Source organism: Rhodopseudomonas palustris, assembly GCF_003226555.1.
Lineage (GTDB): Bacteria > Pseudomonadota > Alphaproteobacteria > Rhizobiales > Xanthobacteraceae > Rhodopseudomonas > Rhodopseudomonas palustris_I.
This window is the reverse complement of record NZ_QKQS01000023.1, coordinates 1079223-1100392: the sequence shown is the minus strand read 5'-3', so window position 1 is coordinate 1100392 and position 21170 is coordinate 1079223. Positions and strand designations below refer to the sequence as shown.

Below are 21170 nucleotides of genomic sequence, written 5' to 3'. Positions count from 1 at the left end.
TCTGCGATGTCGGCGCGCAATTTGTTCTTGCGGACCGACGCCGCAATTGCTCGCGAATGCGCTAATTGACGGCCTTGCCCGATGCGGCGGTTGTTGCGACCGGCCATGGCCGTTGTTGTGACGCAAGGCCGATCAACCGTCCCTGGATGTAGTCACAGCCCCAATCGCGCAACAGCTGCGCGGATTCTTCGTCCTGCACCCATTCGGCCACGGTCTTAATCCCGAGCCGGCGAGCCAGGTCGATCAGCGTCTGCACGAAGGCGCGGTCGTCGGCCGACCGAACGATGTTCTGTACGAAGGCGCCGTCGACTTTCACGATATCGACGCCGAGGGCGCGCAAATTGCGGAACGAGGTGTAGCCGGCGCCGAAATCGTCGATCGCGATCTTGGCGCCGAGCGTCTTCAGCCGGTTGACGAAGCCGCGCACCTCGTCGAGATCGGGGATCGCCACCGTCTCGGTGATCTCGACGATCAGCCGCTCGGCAATGCCGGGATGCGCCAGCATCAACGATTCGATTCCGGCCCACCAATCGGCATCGATGGTGGTGTCGGGCGAGATGTTGAGGCTGAGCGTGACGTCCGGCGCCGCGGCGAGTTCGGCCACCACCAGTTCGAGCACGCGGTGATCGACCAGCCGGATCAACCCGAGCCGCTCGGCCACCGGCACGATGTCGGGCGCCAGCAGCACCTGGCCGTCGTCGGTCTTCATCCGCACCAGGCATTCGTGGAAAGCCGGGACACGCGAGGCTGCGTCGACCACCGGCTCGTAGGCCAGCACGATGCGGCGTTCGTTGAGCGCGGTGACGATCTCGTCGGTGACGCGGATGTTGACCCGGCGCTGGGTGTCGCGCTCGACATTCGGTCGCCACATCGAGAACGAGCCGCTGCGCCGATGTTTGGCGGCAGCCAGCGCCTCCTGGGCGCGATTGACGGCTTCATCGGCCGAGCGAGCGTGACGCGGCGCACTCACCGCGCCGATCGACGCGGTGATCGAGACCGGGCCGGACTTGGTCGGCACGATTTCGTCACGTACCGCGGCGAGGAAACGTTCGGCCGCGATCTGGGCATCGTCGACCGTGCAGTTCTTCAGCACCAGTCCGAATTTGTTGCCGGAGAATCGTCCGAGCTGATCGCCAGCGCGCAGGCGGCTGCGGATCCGGCCGGCGATGGTCGAAATCACTTCGTCGGCGACGTCGAAGCCGAACGAGTCGTTGACGCGCGCCAGATGATCGAGGCCGACCAGCATGAACGACAAATTGGTGCGGAAGCGCGAGGCTTCCTCGATCGCTTCGGCCAGCGCGGCGATCAAATGAGTGCGGTTGAGTTCTCCGGTCAGCGGATCGTGCTGCGACAGCTTGAGCAGCTGTTCGTCGCGGGCGTGGCGTTCGTTGTTGATACGGACGATGCCTTCGACCCGCGCCGGCCGGCCGTCAGGCCCGGCGAACCAGACGCCGGTCTCCTCGATCCAGCTCACCGGGGCCGAGGTCGAGGCCCGGATGCCGTATTCGATCCGGTACGGCACACAGCCAGGGCCGACCGCTGCGGCGCCGTTGAGCAAGGCGTCGGAGCGGATGGTGCGGGACGGCTCCAGCATCGCCGCAAAGCTCGCGCCGGCGGCCAGCGATTCGGCCGGAATATCCTGAAACAGCTCGGCGACCTGGCCGGTCCAGCTCAGCGCGTCCGACCCGAGATCCCACACGAAGGCGGCTTGGCCGAGCAGCGACAGCAGCGACAGATCCGACGCGGCCGAGGTCTGCGCGGTCGATGAGCGGGGCGCAGGAGCTGCGGGCGACACGACTGCCTCGTTTCGGGACGCTGTCAGGTGATTCTCCTGTGCAGGATAGGGCGGCCGAATATCCCAACGCTAGATCGATAATATAAAGAAATTGGAAACCAATTCGGATTCCGGGGCAGGAACGGAAGCGCGAACCTCGGCATACTACGAGGTCGGGGCTCCGGCATACGACTTGCGACAACGCTATCAGGACAGGGCGACCCGTCCCGAAACGAGACAAGTGAACGCGGGTGCGACATGGCGAAGGTCTGGATCGACGACGGGAGCGACGTCCACAGCGCCTCGGTGGAGCCGGACTGCGCTGAGGCCGAATTGATCGAGCCCCTGCCGGTCCCGATGACGCCGCCCCCGATGCGGACCCGCTACACCGACCGCCTGGTCCGGCCGTCGTCCAACTTCGTGGCGCAATTGATGGCGATCGACGGCGGCTATCCGCAGACCCGCGACTGCAATCGGGCCGAGCCTGGGCAGGCCAATGCGGCGTATCGCTCGACCACCGGCCACGCCTTCACGGCACCGCCGACCGGCTTCCGGACCCAGCGAACATCCTGACCGCTGCGCCTTACCGCGCGGGCGACTTCTCGTCTTCCTTCGCCGACTCGGCAGCCTTCACCGGCTCCGGACGATCGAGCAGCACCGCTTCGGCAATCGACGCAGCAGAAGCTGCGGACGCGGAGGTCGGCTCGGTGGTCTGCGGCGCCAGCTCGATCGGCGACACCACGGGTGCCGGCGCGGCGACAGACGCCGGCTGAGCCGGCTCGTCTTCAGTGATCTTGGCAGATGATTTGGCGGCGGCCGAACGCACCGCGCGGGCGTCCCGCTTATGCCGGCTGCGCAGCGCAATGCCGCTGAGGAAATCGACCAGAGCCAGCATCGCCAGCAGAAACACCGTCGGATGGGCGAACTGCGGCAGCATCACGAATTCAGCCGCGACGCCGCCGAGCACCAACAACGACAGCAGATGGTCGGTGAGATATTTCGCTCCCGGCCGCGCCGCCTTCATGACTTCAGGCAGCAGCAACAGCACGCCGAGGGCGACCAGCACATCGCCGAGCCGAATCGACCACACGGCTTGTGACGGCAGCGTGAGATTCCAAAGCGGGGCGTCGAAACTCAGCCCCGGCATCAAGAACACGATGATGTTGCAGATCGCGACTGGAATCAGCAGCAGCGGAAAACCGATAATCGACATCGGCGAAGCCTGTGGTTCACGACAACCAGACGCGAGCGGGCGTTCGTCCGGACGCGGACGTCAACGCATTAACGCAACACTTGGCACGAATTCAGGCATCGGTCGGATCGCATTCGCTGAGGCTGCCGCACAGATGCGACTGAGCGATCGCGTCCACCCTAAAGGTTCGGCGCGACAGTCATGCCGCGCCGACCGGGTCTGAGCAAAGAGCTCAGGAATCCTTCTTCTTCAGAACCTGGCGGCCCTTGTACATCCCGGTCTTGAGATCGAGATGGTGCGGGCGACGCAGTTCGCCGGAATCCTTGTCCTCGACATAGGTCGGGCGCTTGATCGCGTCCGCGGACCGGCGCATGCCACGCCGCGAGGGCGAAGTTTTTCTTCTCGGAACGGCCATATCGGTAATCCTTAACGGAGGTTCCCTGGCGAAATCTCGGCGTCCACAGTGGGACTGCCCGCTTGCGCGCAGGCGAAATGCGTAAGGCCGGGCTTATAACGGAAGCCGGACCGGAATGCTAGGGCGGTCGGCACGCAAAATGCGCCGCAAGCCGCCGTACGACTCGGGATTTTCCCGCCAGCACTGCCGCAGCTCGGCCGATCTGGCGCGGGCCACGTAAGTGGCGGCGAGACGCCGCACCCCGCGCCCGGGAGTCTTGGCACTGCGAATGCGGGGATTCGGCAGAACCGCCGCCATCAGCGCAGCTTCCTTGGCCGACAATTGGGCCGCCGAGCGGCCGAACGCATAATCGGCTCCCGCCATCGCGCCGAACTGGCCGTCCGGGCCCCATTCGGCGATGTTGAGATAGATCTCCAGAATCCGCTGCTTCGACAGCACCAGATCGATCCACAGCGCCAGCGGCGCCTCCAGTGCCTTGCGGATGAAGCTACGCCCTGGCCACAGGAACAGGTTCTTGGCGACCTGCTGGGTGATGGTCGAGCCGCCCCGGCTGGCCTCGCCGTCCTGCATGTCGTCGATCACATCGCGAACCGAATCCCAATCGATGCCGTGATGGCTACAAAACTTGGCGTCCTCGGCCGCCACCACGCTCCGCGGCAAAGCCGGCGAGATCTTCTCGATGTCGATCCAGGTCCGATTGACCGACGAACCGGAGAGCCAGCGCCACGCCATCAGGGTCGAGGCCGGCTGGCCGCCCGCATAGAGAATCGTCAGGACGTAAGGCAGGGCCAGCAGCGCAAGCACGGCGATAACGACAATGCGAACCACGCGCTTCCGATGAGGCGCAAACGCAACGGGATCTGACACGATCGCTCCCGGTGTTGGCCTGGCCCTTGCCCACCGCCGAATTGACGAAGCCGGTGCCATGATGAATGGTCCGGCCGAATTTTATCTGGAGCACTTCCGAATGGCCACCGCCACGTCCACGATCGACTTCGCCAAGCGGCTCGACAGCACCGCGGAGGACACCGAAACGCTGCTCGGCCGGCTGCTGTCCGACGAATTGATGAGCGACGAGATCGCCCGGCCGCGCCGGCTGATGGAGGCGATCCGCTACTCGACGCTCGGCGGCGGCAAGCGGCTGCGGCCGTTTCTCGCGGTCGAAAGCGCCGCGGTGTTCGGCATCGATCGCGCCGCCGCGCTGTTGGTCGGCGCCGCGCTCGAATGCATCCACTGCTACTCGCTGATCCACGACGACCTGCCGGCGATGGACAACAGCGACCTGCGCCGCGGCCGGCCGACGCTGCACAAGGCCTATGACGACGCCACCGCGATCCTCGCCGGCGACGCGCTGCTGACCTTCGCCTTCGACATCGTCACCCGCGACGAGGTGCACCAGGATCCGACGGTTCGGCTGCTGCTGACGCGCGTGCTGGCGCGCTGCGCCGGGCTCGGCGGCATGGTGGGTGGCCAGATGCTGGATCTTGCCGGCGAAGGACGATTCGGCGACCGCGAGCCGGTCGACGTCGCGCGGCTGCAGCAGATGAAGACCGGCGCCCTGCTCCGCTACGGCTGCGTCGCCGGAGCGATCCTGGGCCAGGCCGACGCGGACCAATATCGGGCGCTCGACGATTACGGCCGCGCACTCGGCGAGGCGTTCCAGATCGCCGACGATCTGCTCGACGTCGAAGGCGACGCCGCCGCGCTCGGCAAGCCGGCCGGCGCCGACGCCGCGCTCGGCAAGACCACCTTTGTCACCCAGCTCGGCCTCGACGGCGCCAAGCAGCGGCTGCGAGACCTGATCGCGCGCGCCGACCAGGCGCTGGCGCCGTTTGGCGAACGCGGCGATGTGCTGCGCGCCGCCGCCCGCTTCGTCGCTGAGCGGAAGAACTGATCGGCGCATGCCCCACCATCCGGACGACGCGCGGCTGCTTCGGTTTCGCAAGCTGCCGCGCGTCGTCCGAGTGGTCTACTCGCGGCCCCGGCTGTTCGCCGCGATCGCGATCGGCATCGCTGCGGTGCTGCTGCTGCCGGACTCACTTCGACCGGTGACGCGGGCGCTGATCGGCTGGGACGTCTCGATCGTCGTTTATCTGACTCTGGCCTATGCGATGATGGCGCGCTGCGGCGTCGCCTATATCCGCCGCAACGCGGTGTGGCAGGACGACGGCCGCTTCCTGATCCTGATGGTGACCGCGTTCGGCGCGTTCGCCAGCATCGCGGCGATCGTCTCCGAACTCGGCAACTCGCATCGCGGCGCCACCGAGCTGGCACTGGCGACCTTCACCATTGCGCTGTCTTGGGCGGCGGTGCACACCACCTTCGCGCTGCATTACGCCCACGAATATTATCGCGGCGACCGCGAGGGCGGGCTGGCGTTTCCAGGCTGCGACGAGCACACCGAACCCGACTATTGGGACTTCGTGTACTTCTCGTTCGTGATCGGCATGACCGCACAGGTGTCGGACGTCGGCATCACCGACCGAACCATCCGCCGCACCGCGACCGCGCACGGGGTGGTGTCATTCGTGTTCAACACAGCCTTGGTGGCGTTGATGGTCAATATCGCCGCCAGCGCGATCTGAGGCTCCACATCTAGGCGGCGCGGGCTTCTTCTTCGTAGGCGAGATTGCGTACGATCTCGAGCAGACGATCGCCCGCGATTCGCTCGGCGCTGAACCCGGTCTGCCGGCCGATATGACCGAACAGATTTTCGTCCTCGCGCGAGCGCCCGAGGAACGCCATCGACCAGTTGCTGAACAGCCGCCCTGGTGCGGAGCCGAAGGCCAGCACCTGAATGTCGCCGTGGCGTTCGTCGCGCAGGATTTTCTCGAACAGCGACTCCACCGACGGGCACGGCCCTTCGAGCACCTGAGCGAACAGGCCACGGTTGAACAGCAAGGCGCCGGTGATCGAAAGCCGCGGGTTGTTGCGGCGTGCAGCCCCGAGGATCGATTCGATTTCCTCGGCGATCCGAGCCGGGCCGCCGGCAATCAGGTTTCTGCTGTAATACACGCAGCGATACAGCTCGCTCGGCATCGGCCGATACTCCCCGGTCAAAGGCTGACTTCCGTCGCCGCGTCGATCACGTTGCGGCTCTCGGCGAGAAAGTGCTCGATCTCTCCCGGCGGGATCGGCCGGCTGATCAGATAGCCCTGGACGTCGGTGCAGCCGTCGGCCGCCACCCGCGCCAATTGATCCTCGGTTTCGACCCCCTCCGCCACCGTCGCCATGCCGAGGCTGGCGCCGAGCGAAGCGATCGCGCGCACGATCGCGCGGTTGCCGCGATCGTCGGAGGCCTCCCGCACGAACGACTGATCGATCTTGATCTTGTCGAACGGGAAGCTGCGCAAGTAGCCGAGCGACGAATAGCCGGTGCCGAAATCGTCGAGCGACACCCGGACGCCGAGCCCGCGCAGCTGCTGCAGCACCGCGAGCGCGTTGCCGCGGGCATCCAGCATCACGCTTTCGGTGATCTCCAGCTCCAGCCGCCTCGGATCAAGTCCGCTGTCGGCGAGCGCCGACACCACAGTCGCCACCAGCGACCGGTTGGTGAACTGGATCGCCGAGATGTTGACCGCCACCGTGTAGTCGCCCGGCCAGCTTGCAGAGTCGCGGCAGGCGGTGCGCAGCACCCATTCGCCGATCGGACTGATGATCCCGGTCTCTTCGGCAATCGGAATGAAATCGAGCGGCGACACCGGGCCCCGCGTCGGGCACCGCCAGCGCAGCAGCGCCTCGAAGCCGGCCACCCGGCGACTCTGCAGATTGACCTGCGGCTGATACACCAGCGAGAACTCGCGCAGCGCCAGCGCGCGGCGCAGATCGGTCTCCAGCGCCCGGCGCGCCCGCATGCTTTCGTCCATCGCGGATTCGAACACGCGATAGCCGGCGTAGCGCTCCTGCTTGGCGCGATGCAGCGCCAGATCGGCGTTCTTCAGCACGCCATCGACGTCGATCTCGGTGTCGTCGAGCAACGCAATGCCGACGAAGGCGCTGACATTGATGAGCTGGCCTTCGAGCAGATACGGCCGGCCGAGCAGATCGACCAGTCGCTTGGCCAGAGTCACGGCGGCTTCCGGCTGATCGCGCCCGGCCTGAATCACGCCGAACTCGTCGGCGTCGAGCCGGGCCAACACGTCGCTCGGCGTCAGCGCCGAACTGATGCGCTTGGCCACCAAGCACAGCAGCGCATCACCGATGGCGCGCCCGAGCGTGTCGTTGATCGCCTTGAAGCGATCGAGGTCGATCGTCAGCACCGCGGCGTCGCGGCGGATTTCGGCCGACTGCGTCAGCAGATCGGCGAGCCGCTCGTGAAACACCAGGCGGTTCGCCAATTGGGTCAGCCGGTCGGTGCGCGCCAGCTCGGCACCGACGATGCCCTGGCGCATCCGCTCGCTGATGTCGGCGGCGCTGATCAGCCGCCCCTCGGGGAATTCGGTGATGTCGACCCAATAGATCCGGTCGTCCGGGAAAATGACCGGGCGCGAGACCTTGCCGGACGTGCTGCAATCGTCGAAGCCTAACCGCGACAGCAGCTGCTTGGGCGGGATCGCACCAAAGGCGAGATCGAACGTCGGATTGGTCATCACGATCTCGCCGTCCGGCGAGATCAACGCCAGCCCGATGTCGATCGCCATGAACGCCGCCAGCGTCAGCTGAGCAACGCGGTTCGACGGGTCATGATCAGCCGCACCACCCGGAGCGCTCCCGCTCGCCTGTGGCTCCAGCAAATCAGCCGTTCTGATGACTGAGACTACCCCCATAACCCTGAACAAAACGCGGGGAATATTTCCAAATACATAACTACCATCAGACCGTTCCGGCGACGGTGAATCGCGAGTTAGTCGATCGGCCCGGGTTTGAGACGAAAGTCGCACGTATTTCTACCAAGGCAACGACCCCGCGCTTATTCGGACACCGCTTGACCGAACAGACCTTCCGAGCGATGCAAGCACTTGCCGGCAAGCCAACATGAATTCAGCGTGGCGACGTGGAAGCCAAGTTCCAGATCTTTCTCACGCTGCTTGCGGTTTTGGCCGGAACCGCATGGCTGGCCCGACGGGTCAATATTGCGCCGGCGATCTTGCTGCTGATGGCCGGGATCACCCTGGCCTTTATTCCCGGCATGCCGGCGATCGAGCTGCCGCCGGACCTGATCCTGCTTCTGGTGCTACCGCCGCTGATCTATTCGGCGAGTGTCGCGATGAGCTGGCGGGAATTCTGCGCCAACCTGCAAGCCATCGGATTGCTTGCGATCGGCTGTGTGATCTTCACCGCATTCGCGGTGGCGGCAGCCTCGCATTATCTGATCGGCCTGCCGTGGTCGGCCGGCTTCCTGCTCGGTGCGATCGTCGCGCCGCCGGACGTGGTGGCGCCGCTGGCGATTGCCCGCAAACTCGGCCTGCCGCGCCGCATCGTGGTGGTGCTGGAAGGCGAAGGGCTCGCCAATGATGCCACCGCGCTGATTCTGTACCGCTTCGCGGTGGCGGCGATCCTGACCGGCGCATTCTCGCTGACCAAGGCGTCGGGAACCTTCGTGGCGATCATGGCGGGGGAACTTGCCTTCGGCGTGGCCGTCGGGTGGCTCAGCCTGCGACTGCGGCATTGGGTGCGAGATCCGCAGATCGAGATCACGCTGTCGCTGCTGACGCCCTACATCGCCTATTGGATTCCCGAGCATCACGGCGGCTCCGGCGTGATCGCCACCGTCGCCTGCGGGCTCTACATCTCGTGGAACGGCCCGCTGTTGATCTCGGCGGCGACGCGGCTGCAGGGCATCTTCTTCTGGGATCTGGTGATCTACCTGATCGAGGGGATGCTGTTCCTGCTCACCGGCTTCCAGCTCCGGGCGCTGCTGGAGCGGTCGAAGGAATTCGCCTTCGGCGACATCCTGTCCGCGACGCTGCTGGTCGCCGCGATCGTGATCGCCGCGCGCTTCGTCTGGGTCTACCCGGCGTTCTATCTGCCGCGGTTTCTCAGCCGCAGCTTGCGGGCGCGCGATCCCTACCCGTCGTGGCGCACGGTATTCGTGATCGGCTTCACCGGCGTGCGGGGCGCGGTGTCGCTCGCCGCGGCGCTGGCGCTGCCCTATGCGCTGCCGAGCGGCGAAGCCTTTCCGTATCGCGACCTGATCCTGTTCGTCACGTTCGGGGTGATCCTGATCACACTGGTGGGGCTCGGCCTGACGCTGCCGGCGGTCGTGAAGCTGCTCGGCATCACTCGCGTCGGGCACCGCGAACAGATCGCCGAGCACGAAGACGAGATCGCAGCGCGCCGGGCGGCGCTGGCTGCAGCTCAGGCGTCGTTGAAGACGATCACGGATGATCGCGAACTGACCGACGAGGTGCTGAAGCTGCTGCACGCCCGGCACCAGACCCGCACCAGCCTGCTGCCCGATCCGATCGGCTCACCGGAGCACGAGGCCTCGGCAATCGGAATCGCCTTGGTGCGCGAGCTGATCGAGGTCGAGCGCAAATTCATCCACGCCCAGCTCCGCGCCGGCAAGATCACCGACGAAGCGAGGCGCCGGATCGAGCGCGACTTGGATCTGGAGGAAGCGAGCCTCGCTAACCGCGAGGCGGCGCCTGGGCCGTTGTAAGGGCGCGCTCCAGTGGACCTTGCCCGGCAAAACTCCTGCCGGATCGTCGAAATCGTGCTAATCTGCACCCATGACGAAACCTGAGCTGGAACTATTGCTCGACCGGGTCGCGGCGTGGCCTTCGGCCGCCCAGCAGGATCTGCTGGATTCCATTATCGAGATCGAGGCACGCCACGGTCTCGTTTACCGGCTGAGCGAAGATGACCGTATTGCCGTCGAACGCGGCCTAGCGGACCTTCAAGAGAGTCGGCTTGCCAGTGATCAAACTGTGGCCGCGCTGTTCAATCGCTTTCGGGCATGAAGGTTCGCTGGTCCGACAACGCGGTCCACGAACTCGACGAGATCTTATCGTTCATTGCTGATCGCAACGCATCCGCCGCCCAAGCGGTTGCGGACCTGATTTGGGAGCGAACGCGCCTGCTGGAAGAGTTTCCTCTGGCCGGCCACAAGACCGATCTGACGACCGTCCGTGCGCTGTCTGTGGTCCGCTATCCGTTCGTGATCTTTCACAAGGTTGACGAAGCCAAGGATGAAGTCGTCATCCTCAGCATCCGCCACACCGCAAGACGCGATCCCACGCGGTCCGAATGAGCGCGCGTGCCGCAGCCGGGACTTACTCCGCCGCCGGCACCATCTGGGCGGCACCGGGCTTCGGCGTCGCGGCGTAGCGCTGCTCGATGTAGTCGATCACCAGCGCCTTGAAGTCGGCCGCGATATTCTCACCGCGCAGGGTGCGGAATTTCTCGCCGTCGACGAACACCGGGGCGGCCGGGGTTTCGCCGGTGCCGGGCAGCGAGATGCCGATATTGGCGTGCTTGCTCTCACCGGGACCGTTGACGATGCAGCCCATCACCGCGACGTTGAGGTTCTCGACACCCGGATAGCGGCTGCGCCACTCCGGCATCTCGTCGCGGATGAAATCCTGGATCGAGCGCGCCAGCTCCTGGAACGTGGTCGACGTGGTGCGGCCGCAGCCCGGGCAAGCCGCGACCAGCGGCACGAAGGTGCGGAAGCCCATGGTCTGCAGCAGTTCCTGCGCGACCTGAACTTCGCGGGTGCGATCGCCGCCCGGCTCGGGGGTGAGCGAAATCCGGATGGTGTCGCCGATGCCCTGCTGCAGCAGGATGCCGAGCGCCGCCGACGACGCCACGATGCCCTTCGAGCCCATGCCGGCCTCGGTGAGGCCGAGATGGATCGCGTAGTCGGAGCGCGAGGCGAGATCCTGATACACGGCGATCAGGTCCTGCACCGCGGAGACCTTGGCGGACAGGATCATCTTGTTCTTCGGCAGGCCGATCTCTTCGGCGCGCGCGGCCGACAAGAGCGCCGACTGCACCATTGCCTCACGGGTGACGGCGCGGACGTCGCGCGGATTGGCGCTGGCGGCGTTCTCGTCCATCAGCTTGGTGAGCAGTTCCTGGTCGAGCGAACCCCAATTGGCGCCGATGCGGACCGCCTTGTTGTTCTTGATCGCGATCTCGACGATGTCGGCGAACTGGGTGTCGCGCTTGGCCTTGAAGCCGACATTGCCCGGGTTGATCCGGTACTTGTCGAGCGCCTCGGCGCAGGCCGGGTATTCGGCGAGCAGCTTGTGGCCGATGTAGTGGAAGTCGCCGATCAGCGGCGTGGTCAGGCCGAGCTTGCGGATACCGTCGCGGATGTGCGGGACGGCGGCAGCGGCCTCCTCGCGGTCGACGGTGATCCGGACCATCTCCGAACCGGCCCGGGCCAGCGCGGCGATCTGCTTGATGGTGCCCTCGACATCCGCGGTGTCGGTGTTGGTCATCGACTGGACGACGATCGGGGCGCCGCCGCCGACGGCCACATCGCCGACCATGACCTGGGTGGTTTGGTGCCGCGGCGCGGGGCCGGCGACGTCGTCCTGCAGCGGATTTTCGAGCTTGTTCATGGCGGTCCGAATATCAGGTTTTTGTGACATTCAGCAATGGATCGTTGGGTGCAGGAACCGGAGCCGGCCGGTTGACGAGGTAGAGGCCGGCGATCACCAGCACCGCCGCGGCGCCGAATGCCGGGGTCAGCGGGTCGTGCATGATCAGATAGCCGGCCGCCACCCCGAATAAAGGGGTAATGAAGGTGAAAGCCGACAATTTGCTGGCCGAATAGGTCTTCACCAGCCCGAACCAGAGCAAAAACGTCAACCCGACCACCCAGATCGTCTGATACGCCATCAGGCCGATCGTCAGCGGCGACGGCATTTTGGTGATGGTTTCGCCCGAGAGCAGCGCCGCGGCGGCCAAGATCGGCACCGACACCGCGACCTGGTAGGCCAACCCCTTCTCGGCCGGAGCTCGCTGCAGCCGGGTTCCCTTGACGATCAGGGTGGTGGCAGCCCACAGCGCGCCGCCGCCGACCAGCATCAAATCGCCGAGCAAGACGCTTCGATCGACATCAGCCTGCGGCACGCCGATCGCCAGCGCCACGCCGGCAAAGCTCAGCGCCAGCCCGGCCCATTGCAGCCGGCGCAGCCGCTCGCCGAGCAACCGGTACGAGCCGAGCGCCACGAAGAACGGGGCTGTATACAGGAACACGACCGCCCGCGACGCCGTGGTCAGGGTCAGGCCGTGATAGATCAGCACGAATTCCAGGCCGAACAGCACCCCGGCGAACAGCCCGGCCCGCAACGTGCCATCGCGCTGGAACAGCTTGACCCGGCGCGACTTGGCGATGATCAGGATCACGATCAGGGCGCCGGCCGACCGGATCGCCGCCTGCAGAAACGGCGGAATGTCCGGCAGCACCAGCTTCACGGCGATCTGGTTGAAGCCCCACGACAGGCAGCACAGCAGCATCAGCGCGATCGCGCCGGCGCTCAGCGGACGCCCCATGGTGCCGCTCACCGCAGCGGTCGCGCGGACTGAGTGATCAGGTTCGAGGGGATCGCCGTCGTCCGGCGGGACGTCTTGATCGACATGGTGCCTCCGGCTTTTCGCCGTGTTGTGGCGGGCGCTGGCGCGCCACGCTCCTCCCATGGATCAAGGCGTAAACCGCGTCAGGCGGCTTGGCAATGGCCGCACACGCCAGTGATCTCGACCACCGACATCTTCGGCGTGAAGCCGGTCTGGCGCGCTGCTTCGTTGAGGCGCTGCGTCACTTCGGAAGCCGGAATCTCGCCGACCGAACCGCAGCATTCGCAGATCAGGAATGCGACCGTCGCGGTGTCGGCGTGGTCATGGCCGCAGGCGAGGAAGGCGTTGCGGCTCTCGATCCGGTGCACCAGGCCGTTCTGCATCAGAAAATCCAGCGCCCGATAAACCGTAATCGGTGCCGGCCGCGGCATCACCCGGGCGAGTTCGTCGATCACCTCATAGGCGCCGAGCGGCCGGTGGCTCGACAGCAGCGCGCGCAGCACTTGCCGGCGGATCGGCGTCAGGTTCTGCGATCGATCGGCACAGACTCGCTCCGCATGCTCCAACCCCTCGGCCGAGCAACGCTCATGATCGTGCCCCGGCGCGGGGAAGGTTGGCTTCAATGCGGTCATCGAAAGTCACCACTCACGTGCCGGCAACCCGGCCGGCTCACGTCTTCAGCTTTATCCTACACCGTGCAATCCGCGAAGTCTCGCGGGCCGCTGGCAGTTGCGAGGCATGCGCAACGGGATCGGACATATGCGATTCCTGTAGCTTGTGAAATAATAAGCTAGCTTATTTTATCTGTTGCTTAGGGAGAGCGTCCAATGTCCAATGGTCCGGGGGACCAAAGCTTCATTTTCGCGTTTGCCGAGGTGCAGCGGTTGCTCCGCGCTTACGCGGACAGGCAGGCGTCACGGCACGGCATCACGCGCGCCCAATGGGCCGTGCTGGCCAAGGTGGAGCGCGCCGAGGGGCTGAAGCAGTCCGAACTCGCCGAACAGATGGAACTGCAGCCGATCACCCTGACCCGGCTGATCGACAAGCTGTGCGATCACGGCTGGCTCGAACGTCGCCACGACGACACCGACCGACGCTGCAAGCGGCTGTACTTGCGTGAAGCGGCCCGGCCGCTGCTCGGCAAGCTGGCCGATCTCCGCGCCGAACTGACCGCGACCGCGCTCGCCGGCCTCACGCCGGACGACGCGCAGCGCCTGCTGCAGCAGATGCAGATCATCAAAGAGAATTTGCGTGGCGCCCTCCAACACCCCTGCCACCGCGAAGAGAAACGACGGGAAGTGCGCTATGGCTGAACCGGCTCTGAAATTTCCGACCGAGCAGAAGGAACCCTCGACCGATCCGTCCGTCGCCGTCGGCCCTGGGCCGCGCCGCGGTATCGGCGGCACGCTGCGCCGCTACCGGCGGCCGCTGCTGCTGATCGTGCTGCCGCTGCTGGCGCTGATCGGCGGGATCACCTTCTATCTCGAAGGCGGTCGCTACGTGACCACCGACGACGCCTATGTGGGCGCCCAAAAGGTGCTGATCACGCCCGACGTCGCAGGCAAGATCGTCGAGGTCACGGTCAAGGAAGGCCAGCATGTCGAGCCCGGCGACGAGCTGTTCCAGATCGATCCGGTGCCGTTCCGCCTCGCTGTGGCACAGGCCCAGGCCAAGCTGGCGGACGCCAAGACCAGCCACGACAACCTTGTCGCCAACGTCAAACTGTACGGCAAGACCGTCGATCTGGTGGATGCCGGCATCGCGCTGAAGCAGCGCGACGTCGAACGCAAGACCTCGCTGGTGCAGAGCCGCGCCGGCTCACAGCTCGACCTCGACAACTCCACCGCCGCGCTGGTGACCGCGCAGGCGCAGTTGCAGCTCGTCAAGCAGCAGCAGTCCACCGCACTCAATCAGTTACTCGGCGACCCCGACCTGCCGCTGGCTAAATTCCCGGCCTATGCCCAAGCCAAGGCGGCGCTCGAGGATGCCGAACGCAACCTCCATCTGGCGACGGTGCGGGCGCCGATGCGCGGCACCGCCACCCAGGTTGACAACATTCAGCTCGGCCGTTTCGTCGCCGCCGGCACGCCGGTGTTCAGCGTCATCGACACCTCGCAGCCCTGGGTCGACGCCAATCCGAAGGAGAGCGACTTCACCTATGTGGCGGTCGGGCAGACCGTGACACTCGACGTCGACGCCTTCCCGGATCACCCGTTCAAGGGCCGGGTGACGTCGCTGTCGCCGGGCACCGGTGCGCAATTCGCGGTGCTGCCGCCGCAGAACGCCACCGGCAACTTCGTCAAGGTGGTGCAGCGCGTGCCGTTGCGGATCGCGTTCGACAACACCGACGCGATGGTGCGCCGGTTGAAGGCGGGCATGAGCGTGACCGTGTCGATCGACACCAACCACCGGCGTTCGCTGGCAGGCCTGCTCGGCTTCGGCCCCGCCAAGGCGGCGCAGCCGGAGCGGAACTGAGCCATGGCGGGCGCCGCACAATCCCACGCGGTCCCCGGCTTTCGCCGGAACATGGTGACGATCTGCGCCATGACCGCGACGATCATGCAGGCGCTCGACACCACGATCGCCAACGTCGCGCTGCCCTATATGCAGGGCTCGCTGTCGGCGTCGCAGGACCAGATCAACTGGGTGCTGACGTCCTATATCGTGGCCGCCGCGATCATGACGGCGCCGGTCGGCTGGATCGCCAACCGATTCGGGCGCAAGCGCATCTTCATCATCTGCGCGGCCGGCTTCACCGTCGCCTCGGTGATGTGCGGCCTCGCCCAGGACATCACCCAAATGGTGGCGTTCCGACTGCTGCAGGGCGTGTTCGGCGCCGCGCTGGTGCCGCTGTCGCAGGCGGTGATGCTCGACAGCTACGCGCTGCACGAGCGCGCCAAGGCGATGTCGATCTGGGGCATGGGCGTGATGATGGGACCGATCATGGGCCCGTCGCTCGGCGCCTGGCTGACCGAAACCTACTCCTGGCACTGGGTGTTCTTCGTCAATTTGCCGTTCGGCGCCATCACCGTGCTCGGCCTGGCGATGTTCATGGAAGAGACCGACACGAACCAGGAGCTCAAGTTCGACTGGTTCGGCTTCGCAGCGCTCGCGGTTGGTATCGGCGCGATGCAGCTCGCGCTCGACCGCGGCGAACAGCTCGACTGGTTCAATTCGTCCGAGATCGTCATCGAGTCGATCGTCTCGGTGGTCGGATTCTACTACTTCTTCGCCCACTCCTTCACCACCACGCGGCCGTTCATCCAGTTCGCGATCTTCAAGGATCGCAACTTCATCGGCGGTGTGGTGTTCATGACGGTGATGGGGCTGGTGCTGTTCTCGACCATGGCGCTGTCGTCGCCGTTTTTGCAGAACGTCGAAGGCTATCCGATCATGACCGCCGGCCTGCTGCTCGCCTCGCGCGGCTGCGGCACCTTCGTGGCGATGATGATCGTCGGCCGGATCATGCGCCACATCGAGGCGCGAACGTTGATCGCGACCGGCCTGTCCCTGACCTGCGCGTCGCTCTACGTGATGACCGCATGGACCGACCAGACCAGCGTGCCGAGCGTGGTCGTCACCAGCATCGTCCAGGGGTTCGGCTTCGGCCTGGTGTTCGTGCCGCTGTCGACGGTTGCGTTCATGACGTTGCCCGGACACCTCCGCACCGACGGCACCGCAATGCTGACGCTGGTGCGCAACGTCGCCAGCTCGGTCGGGATTTCGGTGGTGATCGCGAAATTGACGTCAGGCACCACGACGGCGCACGCGATCCTGTCCGAGCACATCAACCCGTTCAACGACGCGCTGCAGATGCCCAACGTCACCGGCATGATCGACCTGTCGACCACCACCGGCAAGGCGATGATGGACGCGATCGTCACCATCCAGGCGCAGATCATCGCGTTCTCGCACGATTACGCGATGGTGATGTTCCTCACCGCCGCCGCGGTGCCGATGGCGATCATCATCGGCTCGACCAAAGCGGCGCTGCGCAAACAGAGTGATGCGGCGGCGGACCATGCCGCGGTGATGGAGTAGCTTTTCTTCACCTCGCCCCGCTTGCGGGGAGAGGTCGGATTGCGCAGGAACCAGGCCGTCATTCCGGACGCCGCGCAGCGGCGATCCGGAATCCCGAGGTGATGTACTCGGATCGAGATTCCGGGTTCGCTCACTGGCGTGAGCGCCCCGGAATGACCAGGTGACCCTTAGTTCACCTTCTCGATCGCCATTGCGACGCCCTGGCCGACGCCGACGCACATCGTGGCGAGGGCGAGCTTGCCGCCGCGCTTCTCCATGCCATGCACCGCGGTCAGCGCCAGACGAGCGCCGCTCATGCCGAGCGGATGGCCGAGCGCGATCGCGCCGCCGTGCGGATTGACGAAGTCGGCGTCGTCGGCCACGCCGAGCTGGCGCATGCAGGCGATACCCTGGCTGGCGAAGGCTTCGTTCAGTTCGATCAGATCGAAGTCGCTGATCTTCAGCCCGAGCCGCTCCATCAGCTTACGGGTCGCCGGCACCGGGCCGATACCCATGATCCGCGGCGGCACCGCAGCCGAAGCGAGCCCGAGGATTTTTCCGCGCGGCGTGAGACCATACTTCTTCACCGCGGCTGCGGAGGCGATCAGCAACGCGGCTGCGCCGTCATTGACGCCCGAGGCGTTGCCGGCCGTCACCGTGCCCGGATTGCGCACGATCGGCTTCAGCTTGGCGAGGCCTTCGAGCGTGGTTTCGGGGCGCGGATGCTCGTCCTTGTCGACGGTGATCGGGCCGGCCTTACCGCCCGAATACGTCACCGGCGCGATCTCCTCGGCGAAGTAGCCGGCGGCGATCGCCGCACCGGCGCGCTGCTGGGAGCGGATCGCGAACGCATCCTGATCGGCGCGCGAGATCTGGAACTCCTCGGCGACGTTCTCTCCGGTCTCCGGCATCGAATCGACGCCGTATTGCTGCTTCATCAGCGGATTGATGAAACGCCAGCCGATCGTGGTGTCGAAGATATCGGCCGCACGCGCGAACGCTTCGGTCGCTTTGCCCTGCACGAACGGCGCGCGGGTCATCGACTCGACGCCGCCGGCGATCGCCAGATCGATTTCGCCGCCGCGGATCGCGCGGCCTGCCGCGCCGACCGCATCGAGGCCGGAGGCGCACAGCCGGTTCAGGGTCTGACCGGGCACCGAATCCGGCAGGCCCGCCAGCAGCGCCGCCATCCGGGCGACGTTGCGGTTGTCCTCGCCGGCCTGATTGGCGCAGCCGAAGAACACCTCGTCCACGGCGCTCCAGTCCATATCGGGATGCTTGGCCATCAGTGCCTTGATCGGCACCGCTGCGAGATCATCGGTCCGCACCTTGGCGAGTGATCCGCCGTAACGGCCGATCGGAGTGCGCACCGCGTCGCAGACAAACACGTCGGCCATCGAAACTCTCCCTGTTTTGCCGATCCGGGCTGGAGCGCCGGACTTGAAGCCGGTTTGTAGAAAGCACCGCCGAACAGGTCAACGTGCCGCAGATCGTCGCGGACGCGGTTGAAACCCGTGCATGGCTCGCCGCGCGAGGTAGGAACCGGGGGACGAATTTTGCTATGCATCGGCCATGACCATCCGTCCCGACATCGCTCCGCCGCCCGCCGCCGCGCCGCCCGCCGAGGCGCCGGCGAAAATGTCGCCGATGATGGAGCAGTATCACGAGATCAAGGCCGCCAATCCGGGCCTGCTCCTGTTCTACCGGATGGGCGATTTCTACGAGCTGTTCTTCGAGGATGCCGAGATCGCCTCCCGCGCGCTCGGCATCACGCTGACCAAGCGCGGCAAGCATCTCGGCGCCGACATTCCGATGTGCGGCGTGCCGGTGGAACGCTCGGACGATTATCTGCACCGGCTGATTGCGCTCGGCCACCGCGTCGCGGTGTGCGAGCAGACCGAGGACCCGGCCGCGGCGCGCGCCCGCAAGAGCGTGGTGCGCCGCGACGTTGTGCGGCTGATCACGCCCGGCACCTTGACCGAAGACACCCTGCTCGACGCCCGCGCCAACAACTATCTGCTGGCCATCGCCCGCGCCCGCGGCTCGGCCGGTGCCGATCGGATCGGGCTGGCCTGGATCGACATCTCGACTGGCGAATTCTGCGTCACCGAGTGTTCGACCGCCGAACTCGCCGCGACACTGGCGCGGATCAATCCGAACGAAGCGATCGTCCCGGATGCGCTGTACGGCGACACCGAACTCGCGCCCACCTTGCGCGAACTCGCCGCCGTCACGCCGCTGACCCGCGACGTGTTCGATTCAGCCACCGCCGAGCGGCGGCTGTGCGATTACTTCGCCGTCGCCACCATGGACGGCCTCGCCGCGCTGTCGCGGCTGGAGGCCACGGCCGCAGCGGCCTGCGTGACGTATGTCGACCGCACCCAGCTCGGCAAACGGCCGCCGCTGTCACCGCCGTCGCGCGAAGCGGTCGGCACCACGATGGCGATCGATCCGGCGACCAGGGCCAATCTCGAACTCACCCGGACGCTCGCCGGCGAGCGCCGCGGCTCGCTGCTCGACGCGATCGACTGCACCGTCACGGCCGCCGGTTCGCGCCTGCTGGCGCAGCGGCTCGCCGCGCCGCTGACCGATGCCGCCGCGATCGGCCGCCGGCTCGACGCAGTCGAAGCCTTCGCGGCGGATTCCGGACTTCGCGAACAGATCCGCAGCTCGCTGCGGTCGGCGCCCGACATGGCGCGCGCGCTGGCCCGGCTGTCGCTCGGCCGCGGCGGCCCGCGGGATCTTGCGAACTTGCGCGACGGCATCCGCGCCGCCGACGAGGTGCTGGTGCAGCTCGGCCAACTGGCCACGCCGCCGCAGGAGATCGCGAGTGCGATGGCGGCGCTGCAGCGGCCGTCGCGCGAGCTGTGCGCCGAGCTCGGCCGCGCGCTTGCCGACGATCTGCCGCTGCTCAAGCGCGACGGCGGCTTCGTCCGCGAAGGTTACGAGCCCGCGCTCGACGAAACCCGCAAGCTGCGCGACGCCTCGCGGCTGGTGGTGGCGTCGATGCAGGCGCGCTACGCCGATGACACCGGCATCAAGGCGCTGAAGATCCGGCACAACAACGTGCTGGGATATTTCGTCGAAGTCTCGGCGCAGCACGGCGACAGGCTGATGGCACCGCCGCTGAACGCGACCTTCATCCATCGCCAGACCCTGGCCGGGCAGGTGCGCTTCACCACCGCCGAGCTCGGCGAGATCGAGGCCAAGATCGCCAATGCGGGCGACCGCGCACTCGGGCTCGAACTTGAGATCTTCGACCGCCTCGCGGCGATGATCGATGCCGACGGCGAGGACCTGCGCGCGGCGGCCCATGCGTTCGCGCTGCTCGACGTCGCCACCGCGCTGGCCAAGCTCGCTTCCGACGACAATTACGTCCGTCCGGAGGTCGACGAGTCGCTGTCGTTCGCGATCGAGGGCGGCCGGCATCCGGTGGTCGAGCAGGCGCTGAAGAAGGCCGGCGAGCCGTTCATCGCCAACGCCTGCGACCTGTCGCCCGGCCCGGCGCAAACCAACGGCCAGATCTGGCTGCTGACCGGCCCGAACATGGCCGGTAAATCGACTTTCCTGCGCCAGAACGCGCTGATTGCGCTGCTCGCCCAGGTCGGCAGCTTCGTGCCGGCGAACCGGGCGCGGATCGGCATCGTCGATCGGCTGTTCTCGCGCGTCGGCGCCGCCGATGATCTCGCCCGCGGCCGCTCGACCTTCATGGTCGAGATGGTCGAGACCGCGGCGATCCTCAACCAGGCGTCGGAACGCGCGCTGGTGATCCTCGACGAGATCGGCCGCGGCACCGCGACGTTCGACGGCCTGTCGATCGCCTGGGCGGCGATCGAACATCTGCACGAGCAAAACCGCTGCCGCTCGCTGTTCGCGACGCACTATCACGAGCTGACCGCGCTGTCGGCCAAGCTGCCGCGGCTGTTCAACGCCACGGTGCGGGTCAAGGAATGGCGCGGCGAGGTCGTTTTCCTGCACGAGGTGCTGCCGGGCTCGGCCGATCGCTCCTACGGTATTCAGGTCGCCAAACTGGCCGGCCTGCCGCCTTCGGTGGTGAGCCGGGCCAAAACGGTGCTGGCGAAGCTGGAAGCCAACGACCGCGGCCAGCCCAAGACGCTGATCGACGATCTGCCGCTGTTCGCCATCACGGCCCGCGCGCCCGCCGAAGCCGCCCCGCCGACCGAGGCCGAGCAGCTGATCGAAGCTGTCAAGGCGCTGCATCCCGACGAGATGACCCCGCGCGAAGCGCTGGACGCGCTGTATGCGCTCAAGGCCAAGCTGCCGGGATCGTAGATCGCAGG

Annotated in this window: 20 protein-coding genes; 10 read left to right on the top strand and 10 right to left on the bottom strand. The window is 66.3% G+C overall.

The annotated features are described in order from the left end of the window. Positions 1-61 precede the first annotated feature (61 nt). Positions 62-1795, bottom strand: a complete 1734-nt coding sequence (locus DNX69_RS17610) for a bifunctional diguanylate cyclase/phosphodiesterase (RefSeq protein WP_110787222.1) — start codon at positions 1793-1795, stop codon at positions 62-64. Between the two features lie 237 nt (positions 1796-2032). Here DNX69_RS17610 and DNX69_RS17605 point away from each other — a divergent pair, with 237 nt between their 5' ends. Continuing rightward, positions 2033-2347, top strand: a complete 315-nt coding sequence (locus DNX69_RS17605) for a hypothetical protein (protein WP_110787221.1) — start codon at positions 2033-2035, stop codon at positions 2345-2347. A gap of 10 nt (positions 2348-2357) precedes the next feature. Here DNX69_RS17605 and DNX69_RS17600 read toward each other — a convergent pair whose 3' ends face one another. The 3 genes from DNX69_RS17600 to mtgA all read right to left on the bottom strand — a co-directional run bounded on the left by DNX69_RS17600 (position 2358) and on the right by mtgA (position 4248). Further along, positions 2358-2987: a hypothetical protein gene (locus tag DNX69_RS17600; protein WP_110787220.1), complete on the bottom strand. Its 630-nt coding sequence runs from the start codon at positions 2985-2987 to the stop codon at positions 2358-2360. 211 nt (positions 2988-3198) lie between these two features. Then, positions 3199-3381 carry a 50S ribosomal protein L32 gene (gene rpmF, locus DNX69_RS17595; protein ID WP_011156094.1) on the bottom strand — a complete coding sequence of 61 codons (183 nt, stop codon included), beginning with the start codon at positions 3379-3381 and terminating at the stop codon, positions 3199-3201. 93 nt (positions 3382-3474) lie between these two features. Next, positions 3475-4248, bottom strand: coding sequence for a monofunctional biosynthetic peptidoglycan transglycosylase (gene mtgA / locus DNX69_RS17590; protein WP_110787219.1), 774 nt, complete (start codon positions 4246-4248; stop codon positions 3475-3477). A 100-nt stretch (positions 4249-4348) separates the two neighbouring features. Here mtgA and DNX69_RS17585 point away from each other — a divergent pair, with 100 nt between their 5' ends. Together DNX69_RS17585 and DNX69_RS17580 are read left to right on the top strand one after the other, a co-directional pair. Then, on the top strand, positions 4349-5275 hold the full coding sequence (locus tag DNX69_RS17585) for a polyprenyl synthetase family protein (protein ID WP_110787684.1): 927 nt from the start codon (positions 4349-4351) through the stop codon (positions 5273-5275). A 7-nt stretch (positions 5276-5282) separates the two neighbouring features. Continuing rightward, a complete protein-coding gene (locus tag DNX69_RS17580) occupies positions 5283-5966 on the top strand; it encodes a DUF1345 domain-containing protein (protein ID WP_110787218.1) in 684 nt (227 codons plus the stop codon). A gap of 10 nt (positions 5967-5976) precedes the next feature. On the opposite strand, the gene DNX69_RS17575 is transcribed toward DNX69_RS17580, so the two are convergent. Next, positions 5977-6420: a BLUF domain-containing protein gene (locus DNX69_RS17575; protein WP_110787683.1), complete on the bottom strand. Its 444-nt coding sequence runs from the start codon at positions 6418-6420 to the stop codon at positions 5977-5979. Positions 6421-6437: 17 nt separating this feature from the next. Beyond that, a complete protein-coding gene (locus DNX69_RS17570) occupies positions 6438-8021 on the bottom strand; it encodes a putative bifunctional diguanylate cyclase/phosphodiesterase (RefSeq protein WP_234826997.1) in 1584 nt (527 codons plus the stop codon). Positions 8022-8374: 353 nt separating this feature from the next. Between DNX69_RS17570 and DNX69_RS17565 the strand changes: the two genes are divergently transcribed. The 3 genes from DNX69_RS17565 to DNX69_RS17555 all read left to right on the top strand — a co-directional run bounded on the left by DNX69_RS17565 (position 8375) and on the right by DNX69_RS17555 (position 10573). Next, positions 8375-9982, top strand: a complete 1608-nt coding sequence (locus tag DNX69_RS17565) for a Na+/H+ antiporter (protein WP_110787216.1) — start codon at positions 8375-8377, stop codon at positions 9980-9982. Between the two features lie 70 nt (positions 9983-10052). Then, positions 10053-10283 (top strand): hypothetical protein, encoded by a 231-nt coding sequence (locus DNX69_RS17560; protein ID WP_110787215.1) that lies wholly within the window; start codon positions 10053-10055, stop codon positions 10281-10283. Next, positions 10280-10573 (top strand): type II toxin-antitoxin system RelE/ParE family toxin, encoded by a 294-nt coding sequence (locus DNX69_RS17555; protein ID WP_110787214.1) that lies wholly within the window; start codon positions 10280-10282, stop codon positions 10571-10573. The genes DNX69_RS17560 and DNX69_RS17555 overlap by 4 nt, the downstream gene beginning before the upstream one ends. Before the next feature lie 22 nt (positions 10574-10595). Here DNX69_RS17555 and ispG read toward each other — a convergent pair whose 3' ends face one another. The 3 genes from ispG to DNX69_RS17540 all read right to left on the bottom strand — a co-directional run bounded on the left by ispG (position 10596) and on the right by DNX69_RS17540 (position 13481). After that, positions 10596-11891 (bottom strand): flavodoxin-dependent (E)-4-hydroxy-3-methylbut-2-enyl-diphosphate synthase, encoded by a 1296-nt coding sequence (ispG, locus tag DNX69_RS17550; RefSeq protein ID WP_110787213.1) that lies wholly within the window; start codon positions 11889-11891, stop codon positions 10596-10598. A 13-nt stretch (positions 11892-11904) separates the two neighbouring features. Beyond that, the gene (locus tag DNX69_RS17545; protein ID WP_110787212.1) at positions 11905-12828 is read right to left on the bottom strand and encodes a DMT family transporter; all 924 of its coding nucleotides are present in this window, start codon (positions 12826-12828) and stop codon (positions 11905-11907) included. A gap of 164 nt (positions 12829-12992) precedes the next feature. After that, positions 12993-13481, bottom strand: a complete 489-nt coding sequence (locus DNX69_RS17540; protein ID WP_110787211.1) for a Fur family transcriptional regulator — start codon at positions 13479-13481, stop codon at positions 12993-12995. A 195-nt stretch (positions 13482-13676) separates the two neighbouring features. On the opposite strand from DNX69_RS17540, the gene DNX69_RS17535 reads away from it, so the two are divergent. Genes DNX69_RS17535 through DNX69_RS17525 form a run of 3 tightly spaced genes read left to right on the top strand, consistent with a single transcriptional unit; the run spans position 13677 to position 16890 of the window. Continuing rightward, on the top strand, positions 13677-14162 hold the full coding sequence (locus tag DNX69_RS17535) for a MarR family winged helix-turn-helix transcriptional regulator (protein ID WP_110787210.1): 486 nt from the start codon (positions 13677-13679) through the stop codon (positions 14160-14162). Beyond that, positions 14155-15324, top strand: coding sequence for an HlyD family secretion protein (locus DNX69_RS17530; RefSeq protein WP_110787209.1), 1170 nt, complete (start codon positions 14155-14157; stop codon positions 15322-15324). Before DNX69_RS17535 ends, DNX69_RS17530 begins: the two co-directional genes overlap by 8 nt. Before the next feature lie 3 nt (positions 15325-15327). Next, positions 15328-16890 carry a DHA2 family efflux MFS transporter permease subunit gene (locus DNX69_RS17525; protein WP_110787208.1) on the top strand — a complete coding sequence of 521 codons (1563 nt, stop codon included), beginning with the start codon at positions 15328-15330 and terminating at the stop codon, positions 16888-16890. Positions 16891-17057: 167 nt separating this feature from the next. Here DNX69_RS17525 and pcaF read toward each other — a convergent pair whose 3' ends face one another. Next, positions 17058-18266 (bottom strand): 3-oxoadipyl-CoA thiolase, encoded by a 1209-nt coding sequence (gene pcaF / locus DNX69_RS17520; protein WP_110787207.1) that lies wholly within the window; start codon positions 18264-18266, stop codon positions 17058-17060. Positions 18267-18441: 175 nt separating this feature from the next. On the opposite strand from pcaF, the gene mutS reads away from it, so the two are divergent. Further along, on the top strand, positions 18442-21162 hold the full coding sequence (gene mutS, locus DNX69_RS17515; protein ID WP_110787206.1) for a DNA mismatch repair protein MutS: 2721 nt from the start codon (positions 18442-18444) through the stop codon (positions 21160-21162). Positions 21163-21170 lie beyond the last annotated feature (8 nt).